The following is a 13164-nucleotide window of genomic DNA, read 5'->3' as shown; positions in this document are numbered from 1 at the left end:
TGCGAAGGTGTGTGCAGATGCGACCGCAGCGGGCGACGAACGGTTCAGGCAACCTCTTCCGACGAAGGTGGCTTGTACCTGTGCGGGTAAGCGAATACTGTATTTATATACAGTTATCGAGCCTCCATCATGAATCCCACCTCAGCCCCGCGCGGTCGCGGCACCGCCAGCAAACCCCACAACCGCTTCGCGCCTACCACGAGCGAGGCCGAGGACGATGGCTGGTATCAGGAACAGACACCGCTGACCTTCGTTACCGAGGTGCGGCATGAGTTGGCGAAGACGGTGATCAGTCGCAACAACTCGCCGGATGTGGGGTTCGACCGTTCGGTGAATCCCTACCGGGGTTGTGAACACGGCTGTATCTATTGTTTTGCGAGGCCGAGCCACGCCTACTGGGATCTGTCGCCGGGCATCGATTTCGAGACCAAGCTGATCGCCAAGACCAACCTGGCCGAGCGCCTCGAGGAGCAACTGAGCAAGCCGGGTTATGTGCCCAAACCCATCGCGCTGGGCATCAACACCGATGGCTATCAGCCCATCGAGCGTGAGCATCAGTTGACGCGCCAGGCCCTGGAAATCCTTCTGCGCTATCGCCACCCGCTGAGCATCATCACCAAGAGCGCACTGATCCTGCGCGATCTCGACCTGCTCGAAGAGCTGGCCAGCCTCAATCTGGTCAGCGTGGCCTTCAGCGTCACCACCCTGGATGACGAACTCAAACGCATCATGGAGCCGCGTACCGCTGCGCCGCGGGCACGCCTGCGGGCCATGCGCACCCTTCATGAGCACGGCGTACCGGTGGGCATGATGGCAGCGCCGATGATTCCGATGATCAATGACATGGAACTGGAGCGCCTGCTCGAGGCCGGGCGCGAGGCGGGGGCGAGTTCGGCGGGTTATGTGCTGCTGCGTTTGCCGCTGGAGATTGCCGGGTTGTTCGAGGAGTGGCTGCAGACGCATTTCCCTGAACGCGCCGAGCATGTGATGAGCCTGATTCGCCAATCCCGCGGTGGGCAGAACTACGACAGCCGCTTCGGCTCACGGATGAAGGGCGAGGGCCATTTCGCCGAACTGCTGGCCCAGCGCTTCCGCCTGGCCCGGCGCCGTTACGGTTACGACGGTACCAAGCGGGCCAGCCTGGATTGCTCGCAGTTCTGCCCGCCGGGACAGCAGATGGGGTTGTTCTGAGAAAGGTGGTGGCGGCTACTAGCTACTAGCTACTAGGAGGGCGGGCGCAGTGCTTTCATCCCTCAATCACCCCGGCGAGCGGAGATTTGTCACGCAGACGTGCCTTGAATGATCTTGGCACAGTCCAAGCCTTCGACCACTTGTCGACAATCCTGCCGACTGGGAAGCTGTGCGCTGTCATACGCTTCGCCCCATCCGTAAACGAGGTAACGCTATGCCTGGTAATCATCGTTCTGCCGATGGCAAATCCGAGAAAAACGCCGCTTCTGCCGCCGAGGCGCTGGATCACCTGGTCGATGGCTTCCTGCGCTTTCGCCAGGATGTGTTCCCGCAGCAACAAGCGCTGTTCAAGAAGCTTGCCCACGCTCAGTCACCGCGTGCCATGTTCATCACCTGTGCCGATTCGCGCATCGTTCCCGAGCTGATTACCCAGAGCGAGCCGGGCGATCTGTTCGTGACCCGCAACGTCGGTAATGTGGTACCGCCTTACGGCCAGATGAACGGTGGCGTTTCCACCGCCATCGAGTACGCCGTAGCGGCGCTGGGCGTACAGCACATCATCGTCTGCGGTCACTCCGATTGTGGCGCGATGAAAGCGGTGCTCGATCCTGCCACCCTCGAACGCATGCCCACGGTCAAGGCCTGGCTGCGCCATGCCGAAGTGGCCAAGACGGTGGTCGCGGACAACTGCGGTTGCGCCGATCACACCACTCTCGGCGTGCTCACCGAAGAAAACGTGGTGGCTCAGCTCGACCACCTGCGCACCCATCCATCGGTGGCCTCACGCCTGGCCGCCGGGCAGTTGTTCATCCACGGCTGGGTGTATGACATCGAAAGTTGTCAGATCAAGGCGTACGATTCCGAGACAGGCGCGTTCCGCCAGATCGGTGACGGCCCGCTGCCGATGGCCACACCGCGTGCACGTTATCCACAGGGCTGAGAGGCCGCCCGCCGATGGTTGCGTAGGGGCTGCAACGTGGCGGGAGCGGGCATTGCAGTTTGCGTGGGAGGGGCTTTAGCCGCGATTGAGCCGTCAAGGGCGCGAAGGGCTCGCGGCTAAAGCCCCCCCACAGTGATAGAGCGTAGGGTGGATCGGGGCGCGTAGCTGACGCTCTTTTCATCCACCATCGCGGTTGCAGAGTGGTGGACGGATGAAGCGTCGTCCACCCTACGAAAGGCCGCTTTCGCCTTGTAGCATCTTGTTCGGACGCGAGCCCGGTTCGCGGGCGCGAGATCGGCGAACTCGGAGGGCTATGCTAGGGTCTCTAGTCGATATTCCGACAAAAACAAAACGATGCTGCCCGATCATGTCCCGAACGCAAAGAACGCTCGATCCGTCCTATGAGTTGATGGATGACCACGAAGGTCATTCGCTGATCTATCGCCAGCATGGCTTTCCCAGTCCGCTGGTGCGCTGGCATTTCCACAAGGAATACGAGCTGCACCTGATCGTCGCCAGTTCGGGCAAGGTGTTCATCGGCGATTACATCGGCAACTTTTCCCCCGATACCCTGTTTCTCACCGGCCCCAACCTGCCGCACAACTGGATCAGCCAGATGGCCGTGGGCGAGGCGGTGGCCCAGCGCGACATGCTGGTCAACTTTACCGACGAGGTGCTGGAAAGCGGCACCGCGGTGTTCGCCGAACTCAAGGATCTGCAGCCGCTACTGACCCGTGCCCACTATGGCATCGAGTTTCGCTGCGAGCGCACCATCGCCGAGGCCCGGCATCTGCTGCAGCGCATCGCCGACTCCCAGGGTATGACTCGTCTGGGGAATTTCTTCATCCTCATGGAGCTGCTCGCCGCGTGCGACGATTACCAGCTGCTCTCGGACAGAACCGCGGCGCAGCTGGCCGACGAGCATCATGTCGAGCGTATCAACCGGGCGGTGGATTACATCTTCCAGCACTACGCCCAGGAGCTGACCCAGGAGGAAGTGGCCGAGTATCTGGGCATGACGCCCACGTATTTCTCACGTTTCTTCAAGCAGGCCACCGGGCGTGGCTTCGTCGAGTTCGTCAATCGCATGCGGGTGAGCAAGTCATGCGAGTTGCTGACCCAGAGCGACAAGCCGGTGACTCAGGTGTGTTTCGAGTCCGGCTTCAACAACATCTCCAACTTCAACCGGCGTTTCCAGCAGCTCAAGGGCATGACGCCCAGCGGCTACCGCAGGCTGGTCACGCAACGCGTTACCGAGCAAAACCTGTACTGATTCTGTCGCTCTCATTCGCTCCGTCGATGCTGTTAAGCCCGTGCTTTAGGCTCTCAAGCAGTTTTAGTCGATATTTCCGACTGCCATTGCAGTGCAAAAAAGTATCAGTACTTGTGCAGTCGAGGCGTTGTTCGCGCCTTGTTGTAGGGGTGTAATCCGAGTCGGCCCCACAAAAACAATAATGTCTTCCGAGGTCTTCGCGACCAGGGAGAGGAGTTCAAGACCATGAACCACACGATCAAAGTACTCGTAGCCGCTTCATGCCTATCGCTCACCGTTGGCGCGCAGGCTGCCGAGACCGTGACCATCGCCACGGTCAACAACAGCGACATGATCCGCATGCAACGCCTGGCGAAAACCTTCGAAGAACAGAACCCGGACATCAAGCTCAAGTGGGTGGTGCTCGAGGAGAACGTGCTGCGCCAGCGCCTCACCACCGACATCGCTACCCAGGGCGGCCAGTTCGACGTGCTGACCATCGGCATGTACGAAGCGGCGCTGTGGGGCGAGAAGGGCTGGCTGGAGCCGATGACCGATCTGCCCGCCGACTACGCCCTCGATGACGTCTTCCCCTCCGTACGTGAAGGCCTCTCGGCCAATGGCCAGCTCTACGCTCTACCGTTCTACGCCGAAGCCTCGATCACCTATTACCGTACCGACCTGTTCGAGCAGGCCGGGTTGAAGATGCCTGAGCAGCCAACCTGGGAGCAGATGGCCGAATTCGCCGGCAAGCTGCATCAGCCCGACAAGGGCCAGTACGGTATCTGCCTGCGTGGCAAGGCCGGCTGGGGCGAGAACATGGCGCTGATCAGCACCGTGGCCAATGCCTTTGGCGCGCGCTGGTTCGATGAGCAGTGGCAGCCGGAATTCACCGGCAGTGAGTGGACGAACGCGCTGAACTTCTATGTCGACACCATGAACAAGTACGGCCCACCTGGCGCATCGAGCAACGGCTTCAACGAAAACCTGGCGCTGTTCAACAGCGGCAAGTGCGCGATGTGGGTAGATGCCAGCGTGGCCGGTTCGTTCGTCACCGACAAATCGCAAAGCAAGGTGTCCGACTCGGTGGGCTTCACCTTCGCGCCGACCCAGGTGACCGACAAGGGCGCTTCCTGGTTGTATTCCTGGGCGCTGGCGATCCCCACCAGCTCCAAGTCCAAGGAAGCCGCCAAGACCTTCAGTGCCTGGGCCACCTCCAAGGCGTATGGCGAACTGGTCGCCGAGAAGGATGGCGTGGCCAACGTGCCGCCAGGTACCCGTGCCTCGACCTACAGCGACGCTTATATGCAGGCCGCACCTTTCGCCAAGGTCACCCTCGACTCGCTGAAGAAAGCCGACCCCGCCAACCCCAGCGCCAAGCCTGTGCCTTACGTGGGCATCCAGCTGGTGACCATTCCCGAGTTCCAGGCCATCGGTACCAGTGTCGGCAAGCTGTTCGCAGCTGCGCTCACCGGGCAGATGAAACCTGATCAGGCCCTGCAGGCAGCACAGCAGAGCACCGAGCGGGAAATGAAGCGCGCCGGTTATCCGAAGTAGGGTGGGTTAGGCGCCCTGTCGCATGGCATGCGTGTCGTGCGATTGCCGTGGCGGCGTAACCCACCATGGGCGCAACGCCGACTATCGCCTGGTGGGTTACGCGCCGCGCGGTATGAGTGGTGTCTGAAAAGACTCTTACATGGCGTCGCTAACCCACCCTACGTAACGCTCATCCGCCATACCTCATCACCAGCACCGCCCTTCGGAGGCGCCCATGAATACCCCGGCCATCGATCCCACCGCGCAGCAGGCCAGCGAGCCGCTACCGCGCAAGTCCCGGCGCCTGGCGCCCGGCTGGTTCCTGGTCAGCCCTTCGGTGATCCTGCTGCTGATCTGGATGATCGTGCCGCTGGGCATGACCATCTATTTCTCGCTGATCCGCTACAACCTGCTGTATCCCGGTGACAACGATTTCGTCGGCCTGGAGAACTTCGAGTACTTCGTCACCGACGCCGCGTTCCTGTCCGGTGCCACCAATACCCTGTTGCTGGTCGGCAGCGTGTTGCTGATCAGCGTGGTGTTCGGCGTGCTGATCTCGGCCCTGCTGGAGGCCAGCGAGTTCTTCGGTCGGGGCATCGTGCGGGTGCTGTTGATCTCGCCGTTCTTCATCATGCCCACGGTCAGCGCGCTGCTGTGGAAGAACCTGATCTTCCATCCGGTCTCGGGGATTCTCGCCGCGGTCTGGCAGTTCTTCGGCGCCCAGCCGGTGGACTGGCTGGCGCACCACCCGTTGTTCTCGATCATCATGATCGTGTCCTGGCAGTGGCTGCCATTCGCCATCCTCATCCTGATGACCGCCATGCAGTCCCTGGATCAGGAGCAGAAGGAGGCGGCGCGCCTCGATGGCGCCGGGCCGATAGCGATCTTCTGGCACCTGACTCTGCCGCACCTGGCGCGGCCCATCGCCGTGGTGGTGATGATCGAAACCATCTTCCTGCTTTCGGTATTCGCCGAGATCTACACCACCACCGGCGGCGGCCCGGGTTACGAGTCGACCAACCTGGCTTACCTGATCTACACCCAGGCGCTGCTGCAGTTCGACGTAGGCATGGCCTCGGCGGGCGGGCTGATCGCGGTGGTCATCGCCAACATTGCCGCTATCGTGCTGATCCGCATGATCGGCAAGAACCTCACCGACAAGCAATGAGGCCCTTATGCTGACGCTAAAACAATCACGGCGCCTGCAGAGCGTGCTCATCGGCACGCTGGCCTGGGCCATTGCCGCGTTGATCTTCTTTCCGATCTTCTGGATGGTCATGACCAGCCTGAAGACCGAGCTCGACGCCTTCGCCACGCCGCCGCAGTTCATCTTCATGCCGACCCTGGAAAACTACCTGCACATCAACGAGCGCAGCGACTACTTCAGCTTCGCCTGGAACTCGGTGCTGATCTCCTTCTCGGCGACCCTCCTGAGCATGCTGATCGCCGTGCCGGCAGCCTACTCCATGGCCTTCTTCGAGACCCGCCACACCAAGCGCACGCTGCTGTGGATGCTGTCGACCAAGATGCTGCCGCCGGTGGGGGTGCTGGTGCCGATCTATCTGCTGGCCAAGCAGTTCGGCCTGCTCGATTCGCGTATCGCGCTGATCGTCATCTATACCCTGATCAACCTGCCGATCGTGGTGTGGATGGTGTACACCTACTTCAAGGACATCCCCGTGGAAATCCTCGAAGCGGCGCGCCTGGATGGCGCCACCACCTGGCAGGAAATCGTCCGCGTGCTGCTGCCCATCGCCCGTGGCGGCCTGGCCTCGACCATGCTGCTGTCGCTGATCCTGTGCTGGAACGAGGCGTTCTGGTCGCTCAACCTGACCAGTTCCGCCGCCGCGCCACTGACCGCGCTGGTGGCCTCCTATTCCAGTCCCGAGGGCCTGTTCTGGGCCAAGCTTTCCGCCGTTTCGACGCTCGCCTGTGCGCCCATCCTGATCTTCGGCTGGATCAGCCAGAAGCAGCTGGTGCGTGGCCTGTCGTTCGGCGCCGTGAAGTGAGGACGCAGACATATGCATTTGATTCTGGCCGCCGGCCGTAGGAGCGAGCTTGCTCGCGATCAGCTCCAACAAAGCAGCCTTGCTGTCACGGCCGAGGGAGGTTTTGCTGCTGGTTCCCGGCAGATCGCCGGCAAGCCGGGCTCCTACGCCCGTTGGGCAGAAGCAGAATTGCAGCGTCTGTAAATAATCGAAGAATAAGACTGGAGCCCGCTATGGCTGATTTGAAAATCCGCAACCTGAAGAAAGGCTTCGACGGCACGGCGATCATCAAGGGCATCGACCTGGATATCGAGAACCGCGAGTTCGTGGTGTTCGTCGGCCCGTCCGGCTGCGGCAAGTCCACCTTGCTGCGCCTGATCGCCGGGCTGGAGGAAGTGTCCAGCGGCACCATCACCCTCGATGGCACCGACATCACCGACACCGCGCCAGCCAGGCGCGACCTGGCGATGGTCTTCCAGACCTACGCCCTGTACCCGCACATGACCGTGCGCAAGAACCTCTCCTTCGCCCTCGACCTGGCCCGCGTGGGCAAGCAGGAAGTGCAGGAGAAGGTCGCCAACGCCGCGCGCATCCTCGAACTGGAAGCGCTGCTCGAGCGCAAGCCCAAACAACTCTCCGGCGGCCAGCGCCAGCGCGTGGCCATCGGCCGGGCCATCGTGCGTAATCCGAAGATCTTCCTGTTCGACGAGCCGCTGTCCAACCTCGACGCCGCCCTGCGCGTGCAGACCCGCCTGGAACTGGCGCGGCTGCACAAGGAGCTGAAGGCGACCATGATCTACGTGACTCACGACCAGGTCGAAGCCATGACCCTGGCCGACAAGGTAGTGGTGCTCAACGGCGGCCGCGTGGAGCAGGTCGGCTCGCCACTAGAGCTGTACAACCATCCCGTCAACCTGTTCGTCGCCGGCTTTCTCGGCACGCCGAAGATGGGTTTCCTGCGTGGCCAGGTCGAGCGTGTCGATGACGGTCTGTGCCAGATCCGTCTGGAGGGCGGTGCCACCCTGGATCTGCCGCTGGCGGGTACCGGCCTGACGACTGGCAGCCAGGTCACCCTGGGTATCCGTCCCGAGCACCTCAATGTGGTGCCGGCCGGGCAGGGTCGTCTGCAGGCCACCGCGGACGTCAGCGAGCGTCTGGGCAGCGATACCTTCTGTCACGTCCGCGTGGGCGACGAAGTCCTCACCGTGCGGGTACGCGGCGATTTTTCCCCGGCCTATGGTGAAGCCCTTGCGCTGGATTTCGACCCGCTCCACTGCCACCTCTTCAACGCCGATGGCATGGCCATCGACAAACGCATCCAGGCCGGCCAGGCCGCCTGACGCGCAGGAGCGATCATGAAACTGACACGCAACAATCTCGGCTCACTCGCCGCCGAGGTAGAGGTACCGGCTTACGATCCGTCGGATGTCCGTCAGGGCATCGCCCATATTGGCGTCGGTGGTTTCCATCGTGCTCACCAGGCGATCTATACCGAAGCGCTGCTCAATCAGGGCGAGGCCGGGGATTGGGGCATCTGCGGCGTTGGCCTGCGCCGTGAAGATCGTGCCATGCAGCAGGCACTGGCCGAGCAGGATCACCTCTACACGATGCTCGTGCTGGGCGACGAGCCCGGCCTGGAAGTGCGCGTGGTCGGCGCCATCAACGGCATGCTGCTGGCCGAGGATTCGCCCGCGGCGCTGATCGACAAGCTGGCCGACCCGGCGATCCGCATCGTCTCGCTGACCATCACCGAAGGTGGTTACTGCATCGATGACAGCAGCGGCGAGTTCATGGCCCATCTGCCCGACATCCAGTATGACCTGGCGCACCCGGATGCGCCGCGCAGCGTCTTCGGTTTTCTCTGTGCGGCCCTGGCCAGGCGCCGCGCGGCGGGCACGCCGGCCTTCACCCTGATGTCCTGCGATAACCTGCCGCACAACGGCGCGGTGACCCGCAAGGCGCTGCTGGCCTTCGCCCACCTGGCCGACCATGAGCTGGCGACCTGGATCGACAGCCACGTCAGCTTCCCCAATGCCATGGTCGACCGCATCACTCCCATGACCAGCGACGCCCACCGGCTGCAGCTGTCGTCGCGGCATGGCGTCGAGGACGCCTGGCCGGTGGTCTGCGAGCCTTTCCTGCAATGGGTGCTGGAAGACAAGTTCGTCGCCGGCCGGCCGGCCTGGGAAAAGGTCGGCGTGCAGTTCACCGACGACGTCACGCCTTACGAGGAGATGAAGATCAAGCTGCTCAACGGCAGCCACCTGGCGTTGACCTACCTGGGTTTTCTCAAGGGCTACCGCTTCGTTCACGAAGCCATGAACGATCCGCTGCTGTGCCGCTACGTGCGCACCTTCATGGATCTCGACGTGACGCCGCAGCTGGCGCCGGTGCCGGGCATCGACCTGGACGCGTACAAGGACACCCTGATCGAGCGCTTCTCCAACCAGGCTATCGCCGATCAGCTCGAGCGGGTCTGCTCGGACGGTTCGTCGAAGTTTCCCAAGTTCATCGTGCCGACCATCAACCGGCTGATCGAGGACGGTCGTCCGCTGGAACGCGCCGCCCTGGTGGTCGCGGCATGGGCCCTGTATCTCAAGGGCGCCGACGAGAACGGCAGCCGGTATCGCATCCCCGATCCGCGTGCCGAGTTCTGCCAGGCGCTGGTGCAGGACGATGACCGGGTGCGTGAGCGCGTGCTGGGCGTCGAGGTCATCTTCGGCAACGCCATCCCGCAGTCCGCGGCTTTCGTCACCGCCTTCGAGCTGTGCTACGACAGCCTGCGCAAGCTCGGGGTGACGCGTACCCTGCAGACCCTGTTGGGCGACTGAGTCATGTACCTCGGCATCGATTGCGGCACTCAGGGCACCAAGGCGTTGGTGCTGGACACCCAAAGCGGCCGCGTGCTCGGTGAGGGCAGCGCCGCGCATCAATTGATCAGTGGGGCCAATGGCCGTCGCGAGCAGGAGGCGAGCGACTGGCTGCAGGCCTTCGAGCTGGCCACGCGAGCGGCGCTGGAGCAGGCCGGCGTACCTGGCAGTGCGATTCTCGGTATCGGCGTGTCCGGCCAGCAGCACGGCCTGGTGCTGCTCGATGCCCAGGGCGAGGTCTTGCGCCCGGCCAAGCTCTGGTGCGATACCGAGTCGGCGGCCGAGAACCAGCAACTGCTGGACTTCCTCGGTGGTGACAGCGGTTCGCTGGAACGTCTGGGGGTGGCCATCGCGCCGGGCTACACGGTGTCCAAGCTGCTATGGACGCGCGATCATCACCCCGAGGTGTTCGCCCGTATCGCCCATATCCTGCTGCCCCACGATTATCTGAATTACTGGCTGACCGGCCGTTGCTGCGCCGAGTACGGCGACGCCTCCGGCAGTGGCTATTTCAACGTACGCACCCGCACCTGGGACACCGAACTGCTGGAGCTGATCGACCCGGACGGCGCGCTGGTGCGGGCATTACCCGAGCTGATCGAAGCGGATCGCTGTGTCGGCTCGATTCGCCCGGAAGTCGCCGAGCGTCTGGGCCTCAACCCCGGGGCGCTGGTGGCCAGCGGCGGTGGCGACAACATGATGGGCGCCATTGGCACCGGCAACATCGCCCCCGGCGCCATCACCATGAGCCTGGGCACCTCGGGCACGGTGTATGCCTATGCCGATCAGCCGCGGGTCAGCCCGCATCCGCAGGTAGCGACCTTCTGTTCGTCATCCGGTGGCTGGCTGCCGTTGATCTGCACCATGAACCTGACCAACGCCAGTGGTGCGATCCGTGAATTGCTGGGCCTGGATATCGACGCCTTCGGCGCGCTGGTCGGCGAAGCGCCCATCGGTGCGCAAGGTGTGCTGATGTTGCCGTTCCTCAACGGCGAACGGGTGCCGGCACTGCCGCTTGCCAGCGGCAGCCTGCACGGCCTGACCAGTGACAACCTGACCCGCGCCAACCTCTGCCGTGCGGTGGTCGAGGGCACCACCTTCGGCCTGCGCTACGGCCTCGACCTGCTACGTGACAGCGGTATTCGCAGCGATGCCATCCGCCTGATCGGTGGCGGCGCGAAGAGTGCGACGTGGCGGCAGATCGTCGCCGACATCATGGGCGCGCCCGTGGCCTGCCCGCAGCATACCGAAGCGGCCGCCCTTGGCGCGGCGATCCAGGCGGCCTGGTGTGTGGCCCGCGAGCGCGGCCAGGCCGTCAGCCTGCAGAGCCTGTGCGATACCTGCGTGACACTGGACGAACAGCGTGGCGCGCAGCCCGACGCGCAGCGTAGCCAGGCTTATGAGGTTGTGTACCAGCGTTATCGGGAGCAGGTACGGCAACTGCAATGAGTCGATTCCCGGCGGCCGCGCCGTCGGCTGTTTCCTGCGCGAGTGCGCCTTCTGTGATGTGGAGAACCCATGTACCTGGTATGCGGTGAAGCCCTGTTCGATTTCTTCTGCAACCCTGGTGAGCGCAGCAGCGAGCTGAATTTCAAGGCGCTGGCCGGCGGTTCTCCGTTCAACGTAGCGGTCGGCCTGCGCCGGCTGGGCGTAGAGTCGGCGTTGTTCAGCGGCATCTCCAGCGACTACCTGGGTCAGCGTCTGCGCCAGGTGTTGCAGGAGGAGGGGGTGAGCACGCAGTACCTGGTGCCCAGCGATGCACCGACCACCATGGCCATGGTCGCTCTGGATGCCCAGGGTTCGCCGCAGTACATGTTTCGGGGCGAGGGCTGCGCCGATCGGCAACTGCACCCCGAGCACCTGCCGACCCTGGATGAGCGGATCAGTGGCTTGCACGTCGGCTCCTATTCGCTGGTCGTGCCGCCGGTTGGCGATACTTTGCTGGCGTTGGTCGAGCGCGAGAGCGAACGACGGCTGATCAGCCTGGATCCCAACGTACGTCTCAATCCCGCACCGGATATCGAGCGCTGGCGCCAGCGGATTGAATCTTTTGCCGCCCACGCGCATCTGATCAAAGTCAGCGAGGAAGACCTGGATCTGCTCTATCCTGGTGTCGAGCCGCTGACGAGTATCGAGCGCTGGCTGGCTCAGCGTTGCCAGGTGGTGTTTCTGACCCGTGGCAGCGAAGGGGCGGGCGTGTTCAGCCGGCAGCATGGGCACTGGTCAGTGCCGGCGCGTCAGGTGATCACGCGTGACACGGTGGGAGCGGGGGATACCTTTCAGGCGGCGATCATCGCCTTCCTGGTGCAGCATGGGCTGGACAACCCGGCTGCCCTCGCTACGTTGTCTCGCGAGCGGCTCGATGCGATGCTCGATTTCGCGGTGCAGGCCGCGGCGTTGACCTGTTCGCGGGTCGGCCCGCAGTTGCCGTATCGCCATGAGCTGGAAACTGACCGTTGAGGCGAACCAGACGAGGCAGACACGATCATTGACGTGTGCCCGCGAGAGGGCGTCTCGACAGTCTGTCTGTGAATTCGTGAGCGAACCAAGGAGTCTTCATGCCGCACCTTTCATCATCGCTGGATGTCACGCAACTGCCGAGCTGGCAAGCCCTGGTCGCACATCGCGAGCACCTCGCCGGTTTCAGCATGCGCCAGGCCTTCGCCGCTGACGCGCAGCGCTTCGAGACCTTCAGCCTGAGCGGCTGCGGGCTGTTCCTCGATTACTCGAAGAATCTGATCAACACCGAAACCCGCGAACTGCTGGTCAATCTGGCCCGCGAAGTCGGCCTGGAACGAGGCATCCATGCGCTGTTCGACGGTGACCTGCTCAACGGTTCCGAGAAGCGCCCGGCCCTGCATACTGCGTTGCGCCGGCCGTTGGGCGACAAGGTGCAGGTCGATGGTGTCGACATCATGCCCGAGGTGCAGCGCGTGCTGCAGCAGATGACCGAGCTGGTCGGGCGTATTCACGATGGCCTGTGGCGCGGTTACACCGAAAAACCCATCACCGACGTGGTGAACATCGGCATTGGCGGTTCCTTCCTCGGCCCGCAACTGGTTTCCGAGGCGCTGCTGCCATTCGCCCAGCGCGGCGTACGCTGCCACTACCTGGCCAATATCGATGGCAGCGAGTTCCATGAGCTGTCGGCCAAGTTGCGCGCCGAGACCACGCTGTTCATCGTCTCGTCGAAGTCCTTCGGCACCCTGGAAACCCTCAAGAACGCCCAGGCCGCTCGCGGCTGGTACCTGGCTCAGGGTGGCTCCGAGGCCGAGCTGTACCGGCACTTCATCGCCGTGTCGAGCAACCGCGAAGCGGCGGTGGGCTTTGGTATTCGTGAAGAGAACATCTTCCCGATGTGGGACTGGGTCGGCGGGCGCTACTCGC

12 protein-coding genes are annotated in these 13164 nt (G+C 63.2%); all 12 read left to right on the top strand.

The window, feature by feature from the left end; genetic code table 11:
- Positions 1-129 precede the first annotated feature (129 nt).
- On the top strand, positions 130-1191 hold the full coding sequence (locus tag DNK06_RS06675) for a PA0069 family radical SAM protein (RefSeq protein WP_131179258.1): 1062 nt from the start codon (positions 130-132) through the stop codon (positions 1189-1191).
- A gap of 214 nt (positions 1192-1405) precedes the next feature.
- A complete protein-coding gene (locus DNK06_RS06670) occupies positions 1406-2131 on the top strand; it encodes a carbonic anhydrase (protein ID WP_131179257.1) in 726 nt (241 codons plus the stop codon).
- 367 nt (positions 2132-2498) lie between these two features.
- Positions 2499-3404 carry a helix-turn-helix domain-containing protein gene (locus tag DNK06_RS06665; RefSeq protein WP_131179256.1) on the top strand — a complete coding sequence of 302 codons (906 nt, stop codon included), beginning with the start codon at positions 2499-2501 and terminating at the stop codon, positions 3402-3404.
- A 225-nt stretch (positions 3405-3629) separates the two neighbouring features.
- Positions 3630-4940 (top strand): ABC transporter substrate-binding protein, encoded by a 1311-nt coding sequence (locus DNK06_RS06660; RefSeq protein WP_131179255.1) that lies wholly within the window; start codon positions 3630-3632, stop codon positions 4938-4940.
- Positions 4941-5154: 214 nt separating this feature from the next.
- Positions 5155-6087 (top strand): carbohydrate ABC transporter permease, encoded by a 933-nt coding sequence (locus DNK06_RS06655; RefSeq protein ID WP_131179254.1) that lies wholly within the window; start codon positions 5155-5157, stop codon positions 6085-6087.
- A gap of 7 nt (positions 6088-6094) precedes the next feature.
- A complete protein-coding gene (locus DNK06_RS06650) occupies positions 6095-6928 on the top strand; it encodes a carbohydrate ABC transporter permease (protein ID WP_131179253.1) in 834 nt (277 codons plus the stop codon).
- Positions 6929-6940: 12 nt separating this feature from the next.
- Positions 6941-7111, top strand: coding sequence for a hypothetical protein (locus tag DNK06_RS25075; RefSeq protein WP_165493657.1), 171 nt, complete (start codon positions 6941-6943; stop codon positions 7109-7111).
- A gap of 29 nt (positions 7112-7140) precedes the next feature.
- A complete protein-coding gene (locus DNK06_RS06645; RefSeq protein WP_131179252.1) occupies positions 7141-8247 on the top strand; it encodes an ABC transporter ATP-binding protein in 1107 nt (368 codons plus the stop codon).
- Between the two features lie 15 nt (positions 8248-8262).
- Positions 8263-9738, top strand: a complete 1476-nt coding sequence (locus DNK06_RS06640) for a mannitol dehydrogenase family protein (protein ID WP_131179251.1) — start codon at positions 8263-8265, stop codon at positions 9736-9738.
- 3 nt (positions 9739-9741) lie between these two features.
- Complete coding sequence (gene xylB / locus DNK06_RS06635; protein WP_131179250.1) at positions 9742-11226, top strand: xylulokinase; 1485 nt, start codon at positions 9742-9744, stop codon at positions 11224-11226.
- A gap of 69 nt (positions 11227-11295) precedes the next feature.
- Positions 11296-12237: a carbohydrate kinase family protein gene (locus tag DNK06_RS06630; protein ID WP_131179249.1), complete on the top strand. Its 942-nt coding sequence runs from the start codon at positions 11296-11298 to the stop codon at positions 12235-12237.
- A 98-nt stretch (positions 12238-12335) separates the two neighbouring features.
- On the top strand, positions 12336-13164 hold an 829-nt coding region (locus DNK06_RS06625), incomplete at its 3' end, for a glucose-6-phosphate isomerase (protein WP_479724662.1).

It is taken from the genome of Phytopseudomonas daroniae (genome assembly GCF_004327285.1).
Taxonomy (GTDB): domain Bacteria; phylum Pseudomonadota; class Gammaproteobacteria; order Pseudomonadales; family Pseudomonadaceae; genus Aquipseudomonas; species Aquipseudomonas daroniae.
Note: the sequence above shows the minus strand (reverse complement) of the source record. Positions and strands in the feature narration are given on the sequence as shown.

Bases quoted from the DNA above. Each gene is read 5' to 3' on its own strand.
- DNK06_RS06675 (WP_131179258.1), top strand. From the start codon at position 130: ATGAATCCCACCTCAGCCCCGCGCGGTCGCGGCACCGCCAGCAAACCC.
- DNK06_RS06670 (WP_131179257.1), top strand. From the start codon at position 1,406: ATGCCTGGTAATCATCGTTCTGCCGATGGCAAATCCGAGAAAAACGCC.
- DNK06_RS06665 (WP_131179256.1), top strand. From the start codon at position 2,499: ATGTCCCGAACGCAAAGAACGCTCGATCCGTCCTATGAGTTGATGGAT.
- DNK06_RS06660 (WP_131179255.1), top strand. From the start codon at position 3,630: ATGAACCACACGATCAAAGTACTCGTAGCCGCTTCATGCCTATCGCTC.
- DNK06_RS06655 (WP_131179254.1), top strand. From the start codon at position 5,155: ATGAATACCCCGGCCATCGATCCCACCGCGCAGCAGGCCAGCGAGCCG.
- DNK06_RS06650 (WP_131179253.1), top strand. From the start codon at position 6,095: ATGCTGACGCTAAAACAATCACGGCGCCTGCAGAGCGTGCTCATCGGC.
- DNK06_RS25075 (WP_165493657.1), top strand. From the start codon at position 6,941: ATGCATTTGATTCTGGCCGCCGGCCGTAGGAGCGAGCTTGCTCGCGAT.
- DNK06_RS06645 (WP_131179252.1), top strand. From the start codon at position 7,141: ATGGCTGATTTGAAAATCCGCAACCTGAAGAAAGGCTTCGACGGCACG.
- DNK06_RS06640 (WP_131179251.1), top strand. From the start codon at position 8,263: ATGAAACTGACACGCAACAATCTCGGCTCACTCGCCGCCGAGGTAGAG.
- xylB (WP_131179250.1), top strand. From the start codon at position 9,742: ATGTACCTCGGCATCGATTGCGGCACTCAGGGCACCAAGGCGTTGGTG.
- DNK06_RS06630 (WP_131179249.1), top strand. From the start codon at position 11,296: ATGTACCTGGTATGCGGTGAAGCCCTGTTCGATTTCTTCTGCAACCCT.